The organism is Chitinophaga pinensis, assembly GCF_007896845.1.
Taxonomy (GTDB): domain Bacteria; phylum Bacteroidota; class Bacteroidia; order Chitinophagales; family Chitinophagaceae; genus Chitinophaga; species Chitinophaga pinensis_C.
This window is the reverse complement of sequence record NZ_VOHS01000010.1, coordinates 1-16,986: the sequence shown is the minus strand read 5'-3', so window position 1 is coordinate 16,986 and position 16,986 is coordinate 1. Positions and strand designations below refer to the sequence as shown.

The following is a 16,986-nucleotide window of genomic DNA, read 5'->3' as shown; positions in this document are numbered from 1 at the left end:
TGGTTTTTTTGTCCTATGTTTCTGTGTCCTGTGTCCTTGTGAGCATTAATAAGGTTTGGGGATGGCCGTCTTTTTCGGAGATAACATACGGGAGAACAATCCCATGACCATTTTTATTTTCATACTAAATTTCTTCTTAAGCGGATTAGCGCCATTGTCGAGTAAAAGATCTACAATGTGCTGATGTCCGAAAGTGGCAGCATATGTTAATGCCGTTGCTCCGTGGTCTGTTTCCGTCGCTACAGATGCGCCTTTTTTCAACAATAGCTTTACAATGTCAGCATGTCCTTTGAAGCAGGCGCCCATCAATGCAGTATGTCCGAGATTGTCTGTTGATTCAATTTTAGCCCCTGCTTTCAACAAATAAGCGACTGCTTCGCTGTGATGTAATAGGCGGCAATGATGAGTGGGGTCGATGCCCTGTCATCTCTTGCATTCAGCAATCCGTCTGCTACAAACTCCTTCAGGAGAGATACGTTATTAGTTCTGGCTGCTTCGAATACGTCTATCATCATAACAAATCTTTTCAGTTGATTATAATCAGTCCGGGTATAGTCTGACTATAGTGATCATACGTTAATGCTACCTTTTGAGCGTAAGATTAACGTAGGTTGACTATAGTCAGACTATAGCATAACCATTAATAAGCAAGGCTAAAGCGACATTTGAACCCTTTGGTAATGCTATCGGATTGCAATATTATTCATTATATGGATGTATTTACATCTTATAAATTAATATCATAGCCGATAGATTTTGTCTATTGGGATTTATTTCTATAAAGGTGTATGATGTTGAATCAGTTTTACATTGAAACAACTATCTTTATCCAAAGAGATGTGTTACAATCTCATTCCCGCTCTGGTAACCGCACAAATGCCGTCTTGATAGAGACAATCTATTGGTGATCTTATTTCTTTATTCCCTTCCCACATGTATGGGCCGGGATACTTTTGTCTAAAAATAATCACACAAAAAAGCGCTTTATGAATCAGGATCAGCAAGCAAAGAACAATGGACAGGCAGGTGCAAACCACAACCTTACCACGCGTCAGGGCCAACCGGTACACAACAACCAAAGTATGCGGACACTGGGCAATCGTGGCCCTGCAGTAATGGAAAACTATCAGTTCCTCGAAAAGATCGCTCACTTTGATCGTGAACGGGTACCTGAAAGAGTGGTGCATGCACGTGGAGCCGGTGCGCATGGTGTATTTGAAGCGTATGGCACCGTAGGTAATGACCCTGCCTCAAAGTACACCCGTGCAAAGTTATTTCAGGAGAAAGGAAAACAGACACCGGTTTGTAAGATTCTCTACCGTGATTCACGGCGGACATTCACCAGAAACCCTTAGAGACCCAAGAGGTTTTGCCGTGAAGTTTTATACGGAAGACGGTAACTGGGATCTCGTAGGTAACAATCTGAAGATCTTTTTTATCCGTGATGCTATAAAGTTCCCCGATTTTATTCATGCACTGAAACCAGATCCTGTACATCACCGTCAGGACGGAGGTCGTGTAATGGACTTCTTCAGCAATTCACCGAAGTAATGCACATGATCACGTGGTTGTTCTCTCCATGGGGGATTCCGGCTAACTACCGTCAGATGCAAGGCTCAGGTGTGAACACTTATAAATGGGTGAATAAGGCAGGAGAGGCCGTGTTGGTAAAATATCACTGGGAGCCTGTGGCAGGTGTCAGAAATCTGACCGGCAGGAAGCAGAAACTTTAATCATGCTACACAGGACCTATATGAAGCGATTGAAGCAGGTAACTATCCACAGTGGGAATTTTTGTACAGATCATGAGTGATGATGCGCATCCTGAACATGAGTGATGATGCTTGTACAGATCATGAGTGATGATGCGCATCCTGAACTGAACTTTGATCCTTTGGATGATACGAAGATCTGGCCGGCGGAACAATTCCCGTGGCTACCGGTAGGTAAAATGACGTTAAATAAAAATCCGGATAATTATTCGCAGAAGTAGAACAGTCTGCATTCGGACCGGGTGTACTGGTGGACGGACTTGATTTTTCTGATGACAAGATGTTGATCGGACGTACATTCTCTTATTCTGATACACAACGTTACCGTGTAGGTACGAACTATCTGCAGTTACCGATCAATGCTGCAAAAACACATGGTACGAATCAACGGGATGGTAATATGACATATCAGGTAGATCTCCGGTTGGTGTGAATCGCATGTGAACTATGAGCCTTCCAGTCTGAATGGTTTACAGGAAGCGCCACAGACGGAAGTAGTATATGAGCCGAGTTATGCGGCAGCAAGGATCGTACGGCAGAGTATTGACCGCACGAACAACTATCAGCAGGCCGGAGAGCGTTACCGTTCATTGAAGAATGGGAGAGAGCAGACCTGATCAGTAATCTGGCAGATACACTAAAAGATGCAACCCCGGCTATTCAACAACGATGCTGAACATTTTTATAAATGTGATGAAGACTATGGTCGCAGGATAGTAAAAAGCCCGGCATTGATAATGCGGGCTTTAATATACTTAATATGTTTAAAATACTTTATTAAGCCTCTATGAGTTCCTTCTTCGTCTTGCTCTTAATCTGGAGGTACCAATGAAGTGACTTCTGTTTTTAAGGCCTCGATCATTCTTCTCTTCGCAAAGTTCTTCATGGTAATCAGACCAATTTCCCTTGCAGGTTCGGGTGACTGAAAGTACCTTAACTTTTGTTGTTGTTCCTCACTCAGATCATCCAGCGCGAGTTCCGGAAGAATCGTAGCGCCATTGTTTCGTCTACCATACGTTTAAGCGTCTCTATACTACCGGTGTTGTATTCATAGTGTTGAGAACCACGGGTGGTCTTTCTGTGCTGACAGATATTCAATACCTGATCGCGCATACAGTGACCGTCATTGAGTATCCACAGTTCTTCCACATTGATATCTTCCGGTTTGAGTTTCTTCTTTTTGGCCAGCTGACTCTCTTCAGATACGTACGCGACAAAATTCTCGTAGAACAGGGTAGTCTCTTTCAATTGCGGGTCATGCAGCGGTGTCGATACGATACCACAGTCGATTAAACCCAATTTTAACTGCTGTGTAATCTGTTCTGTATTCTGTTCCCATACCAGCAGTTTGACAGCCGGATATTTTTCTATGAAGCGGGTTATGATCTTCGGAACGATGTAGGGAGCAACAGTAGGAATGATACTATCTTCAGTTCGCCGGAAAGTTCTTTATTCCTGTCGGAAACAAGATCCTGTATCTTTTGATATTCTGCCAGCAATACACGCGCCTGCGCGATGACTTCTATCCCTACTTCCGTCGGTGTAACCGGCGATTTACTACGGTTGAATATTTTTACGCCGAGTGAGTCTTCCAGTTTCTGGATCTGCATACTCAGCGTAGGTTGTGTAACATAGCAGTTCTTTGCTGCAAGGTTAAAGCTGCGGTAGGTATCTACGGCAACGATATATTCAAATTGAACGATGGTCATATATGATCTGTCATTTACCGGGAAATAATACGATCCCCGTGGCTGCAAAGTTCCTGATAGTCCCCAAAAAGGGAATATCAAAAAGTGTAAAATGGTTGCCAATAAATGCAGCTTTGTTTATTGTCTGGTGGCGGCAACCAATGTTTCATACCCTGCAGGATTTTCCTGCAGCAGGGCATAGTCAATCGGATTTCTACCAAATTTGTCTTTCTTGAGCGGCGATGCACCATGGCTCAGTAGTAGCGGTATCAATTCGTTTCTGCCGAAAGTGGCCGCGAATGTCAGTGCCGTAGCTCCGTTACCATTTTCAGCATCCACTGCGGCACCGTGCTCCAACAGTATTTTAGCGATTTCAGTATAGCCTTTGAAACAGACACCCATCAGCGCTGTATTTCCCATTGTATCCTGTATCTCTGTATTGGCGCCTGCAGCCAACAGGCGCTACGCCGCTGCGTGTTGTATATTGGCAATGTCAGGGCTGTAGAGCCACGGGAGTCTTTGGCATTGATCTGTTCAGGAGTAGAAAGCCTTCGAGGGCTGCTATATTGTTGGTTCTTGCTGCTTCGAATTGTCCATGGTCTGATGATTTAAGGCAATATTAGCGCATGTCGGCTGATTATGGAGAGGAATAATAATATCATAGGCTATAGATGAATCTATGGATTTTGTTTCCTGATAACTGAAGACTATGGATATCCCTCTCAGGTAAGATATAAGGATTGATATATAATTTTATTAATCTATTTTGCCCTGCTCAGGTTGAGATGTGGTCGAATCTGGAACGACGCCCTCCTGCAACGAGGGAAAATAATTTCGGGTCTTATCATCTCCCTGTGCATCACATGTGCTCCTCCACAGATTGACCTCGGTCCAACTTTATAATAGTATCATCTTTATTTATCACATCGAAGGGATAGCTCAATTGGAAGTACCGACCCGATTCGTCGGGCATGCAGGTTCGAGGCCTGCTCCCTTCGCTCTTATTACCTGCTGTTAATCCTTTTTCATATAAACCGCCTGTCTAAAACATTATCGGACGATCAGCTGTTAGATATCTAACCCAATTAACCCAGCAACCATCCCGGAAACAGACCAATCTACAGTTTACACCTACAGTATACCGAAACAGGTATCCCGATAACCGCATATGTTTGAAAAGCTTTTATTCCTGATACTGTCTATGCTGGCAAGCCCTTCGTTTGCACAGGACAATCACCTGCTTTATAAATATGATACGCATATACAGCAAAAGATCCGCAGGGTGGATGATCTGCTTCAGAAAAGGATCCTGCGTTCGCTGAACAGGCTGATCGTTGATGAACAGCGTATGCGAAAGAGCTGATGAAAGTGGATGCCGCAGCTGCACATCGCATCTTTGATGCTGGTATTGAAAGATGATGTGTTCAGAACGTTCTCCGAAAAACCAATTACTGTCACCGGAGAGATAACGCATAGTTATGATAGTTATCTTGATACCTTGCAGGCAGCTGCACACTTCCTTTCTTCTCACAGGAATTGCGGCAGTCTGTAAATCAGTTACGCCTATCTGTCGGAAAATCCGGACAGATAGCGATTACTTTATAAACGTCAATATACTAAAGGAGCAGTTATCAGGGTATCCTTCATTTACGAAGAACCTGCAGGTACTCAATAAACAGGCATCTTACTACCGGGCACAGATCAGAGCCTTAAACTGTGCAATCAGGATATGAGCAAGACAGAAATAAGTATGATGGTATTGCTGCGGCAATCATCCGCATTTCAGCGTTTCTTTAAGAAAAACTCCTTACTGGCAGACTTACCCGGTATGTCGCTCAATAACAACTGAACACTGTTTTATTCATTTTCCAGACGGAGCAGTTGTTCTTTCACCTGATCATTTTGCGTCCAGCCAAAGTTGCTGTTGACGATTACTCCGTGTTTATCTACGATGGCATAGTGGGGAATACCTACTATCTTAAACATGGCGGACAACTGATTAAACTGATCCGTGCTTAAGCGATAATGTTCTCCTTTGATACCGGGCATAACGACTTCATAAGTTTTCTCCGGAGAAGAGGTATTTGTGATGTATAGAAAACGATGTTTTTGTCATTAGCCAGTTCTTCTTTAATGGTGCAATTTTTTTAATGGCATCCATACAAGGTGCACACCATGTTGCCCAGAAGTCTATAAAACAACTTTGCCCTTATATTTCTCCAATATCGATACAAGTGTACTGTCAGTTGTTGTTGTTGCAGCTAACTGATGTAGGTATAACCTTTTTGTGTTTTGGCAGTCCGGATGTTTTCTTTAATACTGTTCTCCAATGCATATATATCTGATAAGAGAAAAGGATTTTTGATGTTTGATTTGATGGTCGCCAGTTTTTCTGCTGACAAAGTATCTTTATTGACATCCAGCTCATGCGCTATTGATTGCAGGTACATGATATCAGCTTCCATGGAAGCACCGGATAATAAACGTTGTAATACCAGTGGCCTTGCTTTTTCCAGTGCACCGGGCACCGTTGCATTATGGTCAAGCATATCCTGATAATGGTTGATGGTATTTTTAATGGCCGGATCGGAAGTATCCTTTGTTTTGAGCAGTGCGAGTTCTTTTTCATAGTCTACACCTTCTTTGCGCGCCTGATCATATACAGGTCCATATACATCAACCGGTTGATGAGTATCGCGTAATTATAAGACCTCAATGCCAGCGGATCACTATATTTTAAGTCCTTGAGAAAAGTATAATAACTGCTGTCGGGTTTAACAGGTTTTGATAAAGGTTTCTTGTTTTCGAAGGATAAGTTATTGACATGGCGGTAAGCAGACTCCATCATATATTTATAGAATATCAACAGATCTGTTGTACTATATTTATATTCCGTTGAGCGAGGTCATATGCTGTTTTATCGAATGTGCCTTTCTTCGCTATGCTATCAATCCGGGACAATTTACGGGATTGCATCTGCTGAAAATATGCTTTGTACTGTTCCGGCGTCATGCCATATATCGCCTGATCAATCGCGTCCCAATCAAACTCCATCAGTATATCCCTGACTTTGTTGATGTCATTATTGACCGTGGCCGGGTGCCCTTAAAAACAGACTTTACATCAGGCATACTGGTGATATCAAAATCCTGTATCAGTTCTTTGCCCGGTTCAATATAGATAGGACTGTGAAAGAATGGAAAGCTGACCCATACTTCCTGTTCTCTTGCTAAAGGGATGTCGATGGTGAACTTTCCATCGGGGGCTATATTGATAAAATAGCTGTTATACAGTCCGGTAACAGCATTATTAACAGCTAACTGCACACTTTTAAATCCCATGTCCGGATTGTATCCTTTGATGGAGCCTGAATAACGTGCCATTTTAGATTGGGCAGATAGCGTCAGCGTGCAGCATAGTAAGTAAACAAACGCGAGTGTCTTTTTCATTTCAGGTATTGTAAAGGGTGAAATGAAAGGCTGATATTTTTTTATTTGTGAGAAAAAAAAATATCAGCCTTTCATATGTTCTACGTGGTTAGAGACAAAATTGCTCAAAAAATATAAATTATCTACTTGTTTAATTAAAATTAGTTACCTACTTTTAATCTGATTTTAAAACCCTGTGGAAAGCATAGCCCCTTTCCAACGTAAACGATACCATTGATTTTTTAAGACCAGATGTGCTAAAGAGAAGTCCATGCAGTTCCACGGAATCCCAAACGGACACGACATTCTGATGGTCATACCCATTAAATCACTTACCAGCAGGAGTATCTCCTGAACATTTAAAAAAACAGCGAAAGAAAATGTCCTGATTTTTAAAATCCATTAATGCATAAAGGATAAAATAATTGAGGTCATTACGTAAATGTAATGAATAGGTACTTTGTTAGCCGGGTATCTGAGGTATGTAGCGATCATATCCCTCAGTAAAGACCATCGCATGCAATTAACCAATTTTCCACATTTTAAATCGTTAACCATGAAGAAAAAAATCTATGGCGCGCTCGGCGTAGCGGCAATCGCATTGGCTGCATTTCTCACTACTAACACTTCAAGTTCAGCATCTGATACCACGTTGTTCAGCTTATTTAAAATCAACGCTGCAAACGCAGAATGTTGCAGTACCCCTATCAACAATGGCCGTTGTAGCTCATTAACAGGTAACTGTTACCCTGATGCTGGTGGTTCTAATAATAACTGCGATTCTACAAAAGGTAATTGCTGATTTTAAGTAAACAGGGCTATCTGACCGGATCTGCATTGGCTATGGCAGTATCCGGGGCAGGTAGCCCTTACCTGATACAACTATCTATTTAAAAATGTATGAAAAAAGCGCCTTATGTCTCTCAGAATGCCTTTAATACTACACAGTATTGCATATGCCATTATCATCTGTTGCTTTATATCCTGTAAAAATAGTGCCGGCATTGAAATAAAAAATGATAAACGCGGAAGCCTGAAAGCGGCAAAGATGTTAGCGCTGAACGGTGATAAGAAATTTTCACTGGATAGTCTGTCTGCTCCCCGTCCCCCTTATATACAGCTTTACAACGATGCCAACGGAAACGAATATCTTGCCATGTTGAGCGGATACTCAAAGAACATCTTCATATATAATTACGATTCGGCTAATAATCCTGTCAACCAGATACCTATCAGTACCGTACAGATGCCACTGGCTTTCCATATCAGAAATATGGATTCCATCTATGTCTATAATGATAAAATGATGGAGATGATTCTGCTGAACAATAAATCCGAGATCGTTTCAAAAGTCTCATTGATCAATAATGAGAATATGAAGGATCTGTCCTGGACCAACAGATATCCGCAGTATGTGCCGCATGGCGTGAATGCGATTATTGAACATGAAGGAAAACTGGTCTTTCCCGGACAATTTATCTGGACACTTCCGGATACGATCGCACAACAGTTCAGGTTCACCTCACTTATTGATGTCAATAGTAACAAAGTGAACTATGTGCATAAATACCCTTATAACATATATGGTCACGGATACCTTTGGGATGAACCGATGTTTACCGGCGTATACTATGATATAATGCCTGACAACAAAAAGATGGTATACAGTTTCCCGGTATCTCATGATCTTGTTATATCTGATCTTGATGCAGATAAAGAAACGACTGTATATGGTGGTAGTAACGAAGCTGCCAGTATCACATCGCTTGATGCAGATAAGTTTAAAAAGAAGTCCGCAGCTCCTAATGAATACATTTATCAGAAGGCCTGTACCAGCGATCTTTATGGTGGTATCCTTTACGATAAATACAGAGATGTTTATTACCGCTTCCTGAGAAAAGCGCTTCCCGAAAAAGGTGTGCGGCTCCGTTGGGAGAATAAAAAGGTAGCCGTAGTCGTAATGGATAAAGACTTCAAATATCTGGGAGAAACAGAGCTGGGCGACCTGAACGAGTTTTATCCTGACAATTCATTCGTCACCAAAGAAGGCCTGAATGTGGAATACGTAGCGCCAAACGATGTAGAAGAGAAATTCCTCACGTTCAGGATCTTCAGATTAAAAGACATTTAAAACTTGTTATAATGAAATCAAGAATTATTTTGTGTTGTCTCATACTGTCTATGATTGCATTATCTTGCGAACAAACTGAAGGAAATAAGGAAGATACTGTTATTGAAGAAGGCATAAAAGAGATTAAATTGAAGCCGGAATACAATTGGCTGGTCATTTTACCCGGGCTCGGCTGCAGAGGTTGTATTCAGGAAGCGGAAGCCTTCATGCGGGACTACATCGATAAACCGCATATTCTGTTTGTTTTGACCAAGGTGCAGTCCCTGAAGATGCTGGAGCAGAAAATAGGCAAAGAGTTGCACAGCCGCGGCAATGTCTATATCGATAAACAAGGCTTCTTTGATATTCCAACCAACAATACTATTTATCCCTGTATTGTGCAGCTCGAAAAAGGAAAAGCTGTCCAGCACCAGTTTCAGTCACCAGCAAACGGACAGGCTTTTCAGTTGTTGAAGACACAAATTGAATAAGTAAATATCCACGAATGAATTGTACCATACGCATCTTCTTTGTCATTAGCCTGCTTTGTACGGCAATCAGCTCATTTTCCCAGCCGGGACGCGCGCTGATTGATAGTCTGGCCCACCGCATGGAACCCTATTCTAAAACGGGAGGAACAAGCGTTTATCTGGCCAGCAACAAGGAAATTTATATAGCAGGAGAAGATCTGTGGTACAATGCTTTCGTACTGGATCAGCAAACTTTCGGATTGGCAGAACAGGAAAGTATCTTATACCTGCAACTAAAAAAGAAGGAAGTGACACGGCTATCTGGAAGGAAATGTACCGGTTACACATGGTATCTCTGCCGGACACGTATATCTTCCGCAAACTCTGGAAGAGGGCAGATATCTTTTAAAAGCTTATACAGCGCATTCCTTTTTTCCCTGCAACCCCATTTTTTGCAGTAGCGCCCATACAGATTGTGCAGGATCCGCGTGCTATCAGGAATAACTGGCAACTTGCCCAGTCAAGGTCTCTTCGTCAGGGTGAGCCATTACGGCTGGAGTTCTTTCCGGAAGGAAATGTACTGATAGCCGGTATCGCAAACACTGTCGCGTTTAAAGCACTTAATAAAGATAATGAACCTGTTGACCTCAAAGGGCAGTTATATAAGGATGGTAAGCCGGTGTCAGCTGTAGAGACGCAGCATGGTGGTATGGGCATCATCCGGTTTACTCCTGAAGCAGATGGAGCTTATGTGCTCCGGCATGAAGGTAAAGACTTTAAATTGCCACCCATCGCAAAGGATGGTATCGGCTTGCATCTTGTGCGCAATCAGGGGGATAGTTTACTGTTTAAACTCAGTTCTCCCCGACCCAAAGAACAACAGGTCCTGCTGAGAATACAGGTAAGAGGGGCGGTGCAGGTGATTGCCGCCGGAGTGTTAAAAGATAGTCTGCTGATGAAGATACCTATTGCAGAGCTGCCCTCCGGAGTCGCAGAGGTCACACTGTTCAATGAACAACAAGGGATATTGGCTTCCCGCTGGTATATGTGCATCATGATAAGAAGCTCTATGTGCGCTTCAGCCAATTAAAAGAAACATATGCCCCGAAAGAGCAGGTAACCCTTAAAATCAGTACTACAGACGAGCAGGGGCAACCAGTACGGCAGCACTTAGTCTGCGGGTGTATGATCGCCTGTTTGGCAATCGTAAGCATACGCGTGATATCGTCAACTATTATCAGTTAACTACCCAGTTAAGTGATACGCTTTATGATCCGTCTTTTTACTTTGATAGTACCCATAGCGACAGGAGGGAAGCACTGGATATTTTGCTGCTGACACACAAAGCTGACCAGTACAATCTGGGCGACGACAGAATGAGACTGGATTATACCGCTAAGAAAATGGTGCTGGCGGATAGCCTGAAAGCAACAGTTACTGCAATTAATAAGTCCGGTAAAAAGAAGAACCCGATATCCCTGATGTTCTTTGATTACAGCAAGAGCGTTAATCAGATAGGGATAACAGACAGTGAGGGTACCTTTTATCTTAGTGCCGAAAATCTTTCCATTGGCCAACGCTTTTTATTAAATATTTTTCTGAAAAAGAACACAGTATTAATGTGACAGATCCGTTTAAATCTATTAGTACGTGGAGGCCGGACAGCATACGGTGAATATGTTAAGTGAAAGGAACATTGTATTGAAGAAAAAGGGATAGATAGTAACAGGCTGCAATACGGCAATATGCTCAAAGAGGTGATTGTACAAAGTAAAGGCCGTGGCTTCGGCGATCGCTATCTGGGATATCTGGACAGCATAGCCCGGTTGAAGGCAATATGGATTATGTAGGTCAGTGTGGCTGGCTGAATTGTCCGGCCTGTGGAAGTGGCACCCGGCCAATTGAAGGGGTAGCGTACTCAGAACTCATAGAACCCAAAAGAAGTCAGGTAGGCAGTCACCCCTTTTCCTTCGGTGCAAATGACATGAAAAAGGAACCTTATCACTATCCGAAATATACGGAAGAAGAACTGTTGAAGAAGTTTAAAATGGTTATTACCAAAGGCTTCTATCAGCATGCTCCCTTCTACTCTCCGGACTATGAAAAGAAGACAAACGGATGAGCGATACACGCAACGCCCTTTACTGGAATCCCTGATAGTAACAGACGAACGGGAGAAGCTACGATCCGTTTTTCTGTTCCGATATACGAAGTGGATTTCTGGGTGTGGCAGAAGGCGTGAGTGGAACAGGATATTTAGGTACAGGTACATTTAGTTTTGGCGTAAGATAAATTGGTATAAAGATGCGCAGGTGCGTAATAGTTTTGATCATAACTTTACTCTGTCATACGACTTCCTTCGCGCAGTCCTTTACCTGAAGGAGTGCTGAAGGATACGAATATACAGCTCCCGCTTTATAAGGGCTCCGTTGTGTTGTTGCAGGCACGTGATTCTTTTATCGTTGCAGATACCCGTGCCGATAAAGAAGGTCGTTTTGTATTTAACCACCTTGCCGATACCGCCAGCTATATCCTGTTTTTCTCCTATCCGGGTTACGCAGCCTATTCTCATAAGATCACTACGGAGAAACCTGTAAATGGCGTATTGGATATGGAACGGTAGGCCTGCTATTGAAAGAGAAACTGCTGAAGGAAGTGATCGTAAAGTCTCAGACAGCTATTATCAAAATAAAAGGAGATACAACAGAATTTACAGCGGATAGTTTTAAGGTGGAGGCGAATGCATCTGTTGAAGACCTGCTGAAACAGCTTCCGGGTCTGCAGGTAGATCAGTATGGCAATATCACTGTTCAGGGAAAGAAAGTAAAAAAAGTATTGGTGGATGGAGAAGAGTTCTTTGGTGATGATCCTACACTGGTGACCCGTAATCTGCGTGCCGATATGATCGATAAAGTACAAGTGTATGATAAGAAGTCGGATGCCGCTGTCTTCACCGGTATAGATGACGGTGTGAAAGATAAGACCATTAATCTGAAGATCAGGCAGGATAAAAATCATGGCGTCTTTGGTAAGGTCGAACTGGGTGGCGGTACAGATGAACATTATAATGCGCAGGGCATGCTGAATGCTTTTAAGGGGAAACGCCGATTATCGGTGTACGGTACCACCGGTAATATTGCCGTACAGGTCTGGGCGCTGCAGACAGACAAAAGATAGGCACCGATAATGATGTACTGAGAATTATGATGGTAAAGGTATTCCAGCGTCGTTAGCGCAGGTGCACATTATGATAATAAGTGGAATAACGATCAGCAGTCTTTTAATGGCAATTACAAGTTCAATACAATGAATCTGAATGGTGAAGATATCGTCGTATCTCAGAATAACCTTCCCGGAGGCCTGATACTCGGTAATTCCACGAACAGATTTGATAACCGGAATACCCGTCAGTCAGCCAACGGAAAGTACATTTTCAAAGTAGATACAACTGCTACAATTACAGCATATGCAGATGGGGCAGTTACTGATAACAAGACTGCCAGTTACGGAAACGCACAGAATTTACGGGGAGATAGCAGTATGATATATAACAACGAATCCAGCGATCATAATGACTATCACCTCAGATCCTATAATGTAAACCTTGCGTGGGAAAAACGTCTGAAAAAGCCCGGTCGTACGGTGTCACTCTATCTGAATAATAACTTTTCAAATGATCATTCATCAGGGGAAATCTGTCACGCAGTGACTATTATGATTCAACCGGCAGACAAGACAGTACTGCCATTTTGTATCTGGGCAGACGAACGAATGACGACTGGCGTACCAATACGCTGAAAGTGATTTACACAGAGCGGATATCGGGAAAACTCTCGCTGATCGTTAACTATCAGGTGGAGAATAATCTCAGTCACGATGATAAGCGATCTTATAATCTGGTAGAAAACCCGGCAGGAAAAGATCAGGATGGGGCGTTTAGCAGTAAGATGAATAGTAATATCTGGTCGAATCAGGGAGGCCTTGCTATTAATTATGTGGCGCCAAAATTTGTGCTGAAAGCAGGTAATAATGTCCGCTCGATAGCGATGGATCTCGAAAGTGAGCTTGATAACTACAAGTTAAAAAGGAATTTTCTGAACTGGAATCCCAGTGGCGGTATACAATATACCGTGAAGCAGTATTCAGTACTTCAGCTAAACTATACCGGTAACAGTATCAATCCGGAGAGAACACAGTTATTGCCGTTGAAGTTTAACAATGGTCAGCTTGTTACTTATCTGGCTAATCCTGACCTTGATAATAGTTTCAGTCATAAGATAAGTGGTGATTACAACACGGCGAAAGTCGTTTCAAACGTATATACCGGTGGTAACGGAAGTGTAACTTTTATTACTAACCCGATTGCGCAGGCTATTAATGTGACGGCTGCCGGTAAGTATATTTACAGGTTTGTGAATATGTCAGGCTATACCAACATGAACTACGATCTGATGGCTTATTATGGTCGCCAGCTGCCATTTAATATACAGATGATTGCTGCCCTGAATACCAGTGGTGGAAAGTCTTTCAATCTGACAGATGATAATGTGAATAAACTGACATATCATACATATGGCGCAGGACTGGAAACGTATAAATCCAGACAAAAAAAATACAGTACTTATCTGCTGGTAAAAGCAGGATATAACATAATAAGTCTTCTCTGCAACCAGCTATTAAGAATAACTTTCCATTCATTGAAATCAAACCGAGTCTGGCGATTTATTTTCTTAAGAAGTTTGAAATACATACAGATGCCAATTATCTCTGGCAACAGAAGTCTCAGGCGTTTAGTGACGATTTCAGCCGTGTGATCTGGAATGCGTGGTTAGGCCGGACTTTTCTCAGGCAGGATCAGTTGACCATCAAGGTGTCCTGCAATGATATCCTGAACCAGAATAATGGCTATTCCCGTACTGCCAATAATAACTTCTTTTCAGAGAACAGATATACGACCATCAGACGATTTTTTATGTTGGGTGCGACATGGAATTTTACCAGATTCAGAACTATAAAAGAATAGCAAATGAAGAGATTATCCTTTTTACTGTCAATGATGGTCTTTTCTCATGTATTGTCTGCACAGCAGGCCACTTTCGTTAATAGCGGTAAGATCGTATTTGAGAGAAGGGTGAATACTTATGCGGTGACTGAGCGATTTGTAAAGGAAGCGAATATCATACCTGCTTCGCAGGTGTATGCTTATATGCTGAGTTACCGGAATGATAATCCACAGTTCTGGACGGATGATTTCGAGTTATATTTCGATAGTACGTATACCTTGTACAAACCACAACAAGCCGACATAAGTGCCAGAACAGCATACATCGGTGCTGTATCATACAACAATAAAGTATTGAATAACCTGACATCGCATGAAGCGCTTGCGTTAAAACAGGCATTCGATCAAACCTTCTTTATTAAAGATACTATCCGGAATATTCGCTGGAAGCTGACAGAAGAAACACGGGAAATAGCCGGTTTTCAATGTCGCAGGGCTAACGCGTTGCTGTCGGACTCTATTTATATTGTTGCTTATTATGCAGAAGAAATCCCTGCCAGAGGTGGTCCCGAGTCTTTTAACGGTCTCCCGGGAATGATATTGGGTGTAGCCCTTCCACACGAGCATATTACAATATTTGCAAAGCGCGTAGATCGCCAACCTGTTACGCCGGAGAGCCTGAAACTTCCTGAGCAGGGAAGAAGTGTTCCCGTTGATAATAAGCAGTATAAAAAATCGATGATGGATATCCTGCCCCGGTTCAGATTGACTTCATCATGGGTGCAGATCTTTATGGATATATAACGATGTAATAATGTAAAATGAAAATGTTGTTTTTAACCCACCGTTACTATCTGCTACTGCTGACCGGCATGTTGATCCCGATTGCGTTTGGCATGGGCTGGCTATCTGTGTTGCTGATTATTCCTTTTCTTCTGTACTGACAGGTTTGTATCTCTCCCGCAGATTCCTGAAAGGGCAGTTTCAGTCTGTCGTCAATACTGGTTTAAAGCCTTCTGTTGATCGTATATACGATTATCTGCAAACTTTATGTTTTGACATCTATCAGGTCAATAGCAGCTCGATGGAGGGCGCGCTGATAAAAGGAGATGTGCTGTTCATTAATAAACTGGCTTACGGTCCGCAGGAAATTGACATGCAAACAGCATCTCATGGGTGAAGCTGTTCCGGCGTAATATCCCGCAGGATGAAACCTGTCCTTTATCAACAGAAAGAGTGGTTATAGCATATCAGAAGAAATGATGTTTTTATCTACGAACTCTTTCCTGCTTACTTTGTGGTGAAGAGATGTGCCGGATTACCCGGAGATAACTTAAAGATCAGTAATGATACGGCATTATAAATAACCGCTTTGCGCCTTTCTCGCCATATCACCAGAGTCAGTATCTTTTAAAATTAGTGACCATGCCGGTCTGAGAGGATATCTTTCATCTATCCCGCGATCTGCAATAGATTCGGGAATATCGATTCAAATATATTGGTTGCCAATATTACACAAAGAGATCTGCCGCAGCATGCCTTGCAGATTACCCGCTTACAGAATAAAACTATTAGCGGGAAAAAACGCCTATTTCCGCCTGATATATGGACCATTACAAACCTTGGTCCATTGACGATTCCTTATAAAGGATGGACCGTTCTGATGCTGCTTTGTACAGTAATACCATCGAACTTGGGAATGTAATAACACACCGGAAAGCTATGTGTTTAAAGATAATTACTATTTCATGATGGGAGATAATAAGCCTTACTCAGAAGATTCAAGGTATCTGGGACTTATCCCCGAAAGGAAGATGTAGGAAAGGTTGCCTTCTCTTTACTCTTATAATGAAAAAGGGTTTTTATGGAACCGTCTGTTTAAAACTATTCTATGATACGCAAAGCAAACTGCCAACTTATGTAGGGTGGTGCGGGATATTGTATTGTTATCATTGTTCGTCCTGACCCCTTTACAAAATATACAGCCCTTCAAATGGTGTGTAACAGTCTCCAAGACCTTCTTTTCGTAGAAGGCGTTAGCTGTTGCTGGTGATCGGAAGTGCAATATGGTTGATCTCCGACAAACACATATGGAAGCTATTCGCGGATCGACCTGTTTTCACTTTACTCGTCATTTATATCTTTCTCCGCAGTAAGGGAGCTTATCTATCCGGATGATCGAGCTGATAAGCTTAGCGGCTTTTTATCTGGTACTACGCAGGTGCAATTGGCGGCATTACTTGTTTGTGCTTTATGCAATCGCTGTGGCGGGTATAATTGAGTCGGTATATGGCTTATTACAATGTATAATATCTTGCCATCTCACAGTCAGTTCGGCTGACGGTACTTTCTTCAATCTGGGTGCTTATGCGGCATTTATTGCATTGAGTGCCTGTATATCATTAGTGCTGATTTTTATTTTAAAGACAAGCGTCTGACAATGATCCACAGCTCAACATCGTATTGGCTGTTATTGTACTTCCTATCACGCAGAACGTGCAGCATGGATGGCCTGA

General features: G+C 42.3%; 27 protein-coding genes, 1 tRNA gene and 2 pseudogenes. 21 read left to right on the top strand and 9 right to left on the bottom strand.

Features of this window, described 5'->3' with window-relative positions:
* Positions 1-45: 45 nt before the first annotated feature.
* Positions 46-363, bottom strand: a complete 318-nt coding sequence (locus tag FEF09_RS12185) for an ankyrin repeat domain-containing protein (protein ID WP_186774310.1) — start codon at positions 361-363, stop codon at positions 46-48.
* On the bottom strand, positions 357-515 hold the full coding sequence (locus FEF09_RS30725) for a hypothetical protein (RefSeq protein ID WP_186774309.1): 159 nt from the start codon (positions 513-515) through the stop codon (positions 357-359). The genes FEF09_RS12185 and FEF09_RS30725 overlap by 7 nt, the downstream gene beginning before the upstream one ends.
* A gap of 471 nt (positions 516-986) precedes the next feature.
* On the opposite strand from FEF09_RS30725, the pseudogene FEF09_RS34745 reads away from it, so the two are divergent.
* The 3 genes and pseudogenes from FEF09_RS34745 to FEF09_RS34495 all read left to right on the top strand — a co-directional run bounded on the left by FEF09_RS34745 (position 987) and on the right by FEF09_RS34495 (position 2,389).
* A pseudogene (locus FEF09_RS34745) lies at positions 987-1,733 on the top strand (catalase).
* A 104-nt stretch (positions 1,734-1,837) separates the two neighbouring features.
* Positions 1,838-2,205 (top strand): annotated as a pseudogene (locus tag FEF09_RS34740) (catalase).
* Between the two features lie 7 nt (positions 2,206-2,212).
* A complete protein-coding gene (locus FEF09_RS34495; protein ID WP_315898155.1) occupies positions 2,213-2,389 on the top strand; it encodes a hypothetical protein in 177 nt (58 codons plus the stop codon).
* A 340-nt stretch (positions 2,390-2,729) separates the two neighbouring features.
* Here the strand turns inward: FEF09_RS34495 and FEF09_RS32930 are convergent, their stop codons facing one another.
* The 3 genes from FEF09_RS32930 to FEF09_RS12170 all read right to left on the bottom strand — a co-directional run bounded on the left by FEF09_RS32930 (position 2,730) and on the right by FEF09_RS12170 (position 3,880).
* Positions 2,730-3,143 carry a LysR substrate-binding domain-containing protein gene (locus FEF09_RS32930; RefSeq protein WP_261387460.1) on the bottom strand — a complete coding sequence of 138 codons (414 nt, stop codon included), beginning with the start codon at positions 3,141-3,143 and terminating at the stop codon, positions 2,730-2,732.
* An 8-nt stretch (positions 3,144-3,151) separates the two neighbouring features.
* Positions 3,152-3,481: a LysR family transcriptional regulator gene (locus tag FEF09_RS32925; protein ID WP_261387443.1), complete on the bottom strand. Its 330-nt coding sequence runs from the start codon at positions 3,479-3,481 to the stop codon at positions 3,152-3,154.
* 117 nt (positions 3,482-3,598) lie between these two features.
* Complete coding sequence (locus FEF09_RS12170; RefSeq protein ID WP_261387442.1) at positions 3,599-3,880, bottom strand: ankyrin repeat domain-containing protein; 282 nt, start codon at positions 3,878-3,880, stop codon at positions 3,599-3,601.
* A 508-nt stretch (positions 3,881-4,388) separates the two neighbouring features.
* Between FEF09_RS12170 and FEF09_RS30720 the strand changes: the two genes are divergently transcribed.
* The 3 genes from FEF09_RS30720 (at position 4,389) to FEF09_RS12160 (ending at position 5,012) form a co-directional block, all read left to right on the top strand.
* Positions 4,389-4,458 (top strand) — tRNA-OTHER (locus FEF09_RS30720).
* 170 nt (positions 4,459-4,628) lie between these two features.
* Entirely contained in the window at positions 4,629-4,823 is a 195-nt protein-coding gene (locus tag FEF09_RS12165; RefSeq protein ID WP_146305366.1) for a hypothetical protein, read from the top strand.
* Between the two features lie 9 nt (positions 4,824-4,832).
* The gene (locus FEF09_RS12160; RefSeq protein WP_146305365.1) at positions 4,833-5,012 is read left to right on the top strand and encodes a hypothetical protein; all 180 of its coding nucleotides are present in this window, start codon (positions 4,833-4,835) and stop codon (positions 5,010-5,012) included.
* A gap of 305 nt (positions 5,013-5,317) precedes the next feature.
* Here the strand turns inward: FEF09_RS12160 and FEF09_RS12155 are convergent, their stop codons facing one another.
* The 4 genes from FEF09_RS12155 to FEF09_RS12140 form a co-directional block, all read right to left on the bottom strand.
* Positions 5,318-5,509 (bottom strand): TlpA family protein disulfide reductase, encoded by a 192-nt coding sequence (locus FEF09_RS12155; protein ID WP_146305364.1) that lies wholly within the window; start codon positions 5,507-5,509, stop codon positions 5,318-5,320.
* Positions 5,510-5,721: 212 nt separating this feature from the next.
* A complete protein-coding gene (locus tag FEF09_RS12150) occupies positions 5,722-6,009 on the bottom strand; it encodes a hypothetical protein (RefSeq protein WP_146305363.1) in 288 nt (95 codons plus the stop codon).
* A gap of 313 nt (positions 6,010-6,322) precedes the next feature.
* The gene (locus FEF09_RS12145; RefSeq protein ID WP_146305362.1) at positions 6,323-6,514 is read right to left on the bottom strand and encodes a hypothetical protein; all 192 of its coding nucleotides are present in this window, start codon (positions 6,512-6,514) and stop codon (positions 6,323-6,325) included.
* Positions 6,514-6,909, bottom strand: coding sequence for a hypothetical protein (locus tag FEF09_RS12140; protein WP_146305361.1), 396 nt, complete (start codon positions 6,907-6,909; stop codon positions 6,514-6,516). The genes FEF09_RS12145 and FEF09_RS12140 overlap by 1 nt, the downstream gene beginning before the upstream one ends.
* 535 nt (positions 6,910-7,444) lie before the next feature.
* Here FEF09_RS12140 and FEF09_RS12135 point away from each other — a divergent pair.
* The 15 genes from FEF09_RS12135 (at position 7,445) to FEF09_RS34735 (ending at position 16,290) form a co-directional block, all read left to right on the top strand.
* Positions 7,445-7,690 (top strand): hypothetical protein, encoded by a 246-nt coding sequence (locus tag FEF09_RS12135; protein ID WP_146305360.1) that lies wholly within the window; start codon positions 7,445-7,447, stop codon positions 7,688-7,690.
* A gap of 114 nt (positions 7,691-7,804) precedes the next feature.
* Complete coding sequence (locus tag FEF09_RS12130) at positions 7,805-9,019, top strand: DUF4221 domain-containing protein (RefSeq protein ID WP_146305359.1); 1,215 nt, start codon at positions 7,805-7,807, stop codon at positions 9,017-9,019.
* A gap of 11 nt (positions 9,020-9,030) precedes the next feature.
* Positions 9,031-9,489 (top strand): hypothetical protein, encoded by a 459-nt coding sequence (locus FEF09_RS12125; protein ID WP_146305358.1) that lies wholly within the window; start codon positions 9,031-9,033, stop codon positions 9,487-9,489.
* A gap of 14 nt (positions 9,490-9,503) precedes the next feature.
* Positions 9,504-9,929 carry a hypothetical protein gene (locus FEF09_RS12120; protein WP_146305357.1) on the top strand — a complete coding sequence of 142 codons (426 nt, stop codon included), beginning with the start codon at positions 9,504-9,506 and terminating at the stop codon, positions 9,927-9,929.
* 14 nt (positions 9,930-9,943) lie between these two features.
* The gene (locus FEF09_RS12115; RefSeq protein ID WP_146305356.1) at positions 9,944-10,558 is read left to right on the top strand and encodes a hypothetical protein; all 615 of its coding nucleotides are present in this window, start codon (positions 9,944-9,946) and stop codon (positions 10,556-10,558) included.
* A gap of 91 nt (positions 10,559-10,649) precedes the next feature.
* Complete coding sequence (locus tag FEF09_RS12110) at positions 10,650-11,093, top strand: hypothetical protein (RefSeq protein WP_146305355.1); 444 nt, start codon at positions 10,650-10,652, stop codon at positions 11,091-11,093.
* A 212-nt stretch (positions 11,094-11,305) separates the two neighbouring features.
* Entirely contained in the window at positions 11,306-11,590 is a 285-nt protein-coding gene (locus FEF09_RS12105; protein WP_146305354.1) for a hypothetical protein, read from the top strand.
* Between the two features lie 261 nt (positions 11,591-11,851).
* Entirely contained in the window at positions 11,852-12,091 is a 240-nt protein-coding gene (locus FEF09_RS32920; protein ID WP_261387441.1) for a hypothetical protein, read from the top strand.
* Between the two features lie 8 nt (positions 12,092-12,099).
* Positions 12,100-12,645, top strand: a complete 546-nt coding sequence (locus FEF09_RS32915) for a hypothetical protein (RefSeq protein WP_261387440.1) — start codon at positions 12,100-12,102, stop codon at positions 12,643-12,645.
* Positions 12,646-12,774: 129 nt separating this feature from the next.
* On the top strand, positions 12,775-13,266 hold the full coding sequence (locus FEF09_RS32910) for a hypothetical protein (RefSeq protein WP_261387439.1): 492 nt from the start codon (positions 12,775-12,777) through the stop codon (positions 13,264-13,266).
* Positions 13,218-14,282: a hypothetical protein gene (locus tag FEF09_RS32905; RefSeq protein ID WP_261387438.1), complete on the top strand. Its 1,065-nt coding sequence runs from the start codon at positions 13,218-13,220 to the stop codon at positions 14,280-14,282. Before FEF09_RS32910 ends, FEF09_RS32905 begins: the two co-directional genes overlap by 49 nt.
* Positions 14,165-14,491, top strand: coding sequence for an outer membrane beta-barrel protein (locus tag FEF09_RS32900; RefSeq protein WP_315898161.1), 327 nt, complete (start codon positions 14,165-14,167; stop codon positions 14,489-14,491). The genes FEF09_RS32905 and FEF09_RS32900 overlap by 118 nt, the downstream gene beginning before the upstream one ends.
* A 3-nt stretch (positions 14,492-14,494) precedes the next feature.
* Positions 14,495-15,274: a GLPGLI family protein gene (locus FEF09_RS12095; protein ID WP_146305353.1), complete on the top strand. Its 780-nt coding sequence runs from the start codon at positions 14,495-14,497 to the stop codon at positions 15,272-15,274.
* Positions 15,275-15,419: 145 nt separating this feature from the next.
* Positions 15,420-15,650: a S26 family signal peptidase gene (locus FEF09_RS12090; protein ID WP_146305352.1), complete on the top strand. Its 231-nt coding sequence runs from the start codon at positions 15,420-15,422 to the stop codon at positions 15,648-15,650.
* Positions 15,651-16,194: 544 nt separating this feature from the next.
* Positions 16,195-16,290, top strand: a complete 96-nt coding sequence (locus FEF09_RS34735; protein ID WP_146305351.1) for a S26 family signal peptidase — start codon at positions 16,195-16,197, stop codon at positions 16,288-16,290.
* The last annotated feature ends 696 nt before the right edge of the window (positions 16,291-16,986 follow it).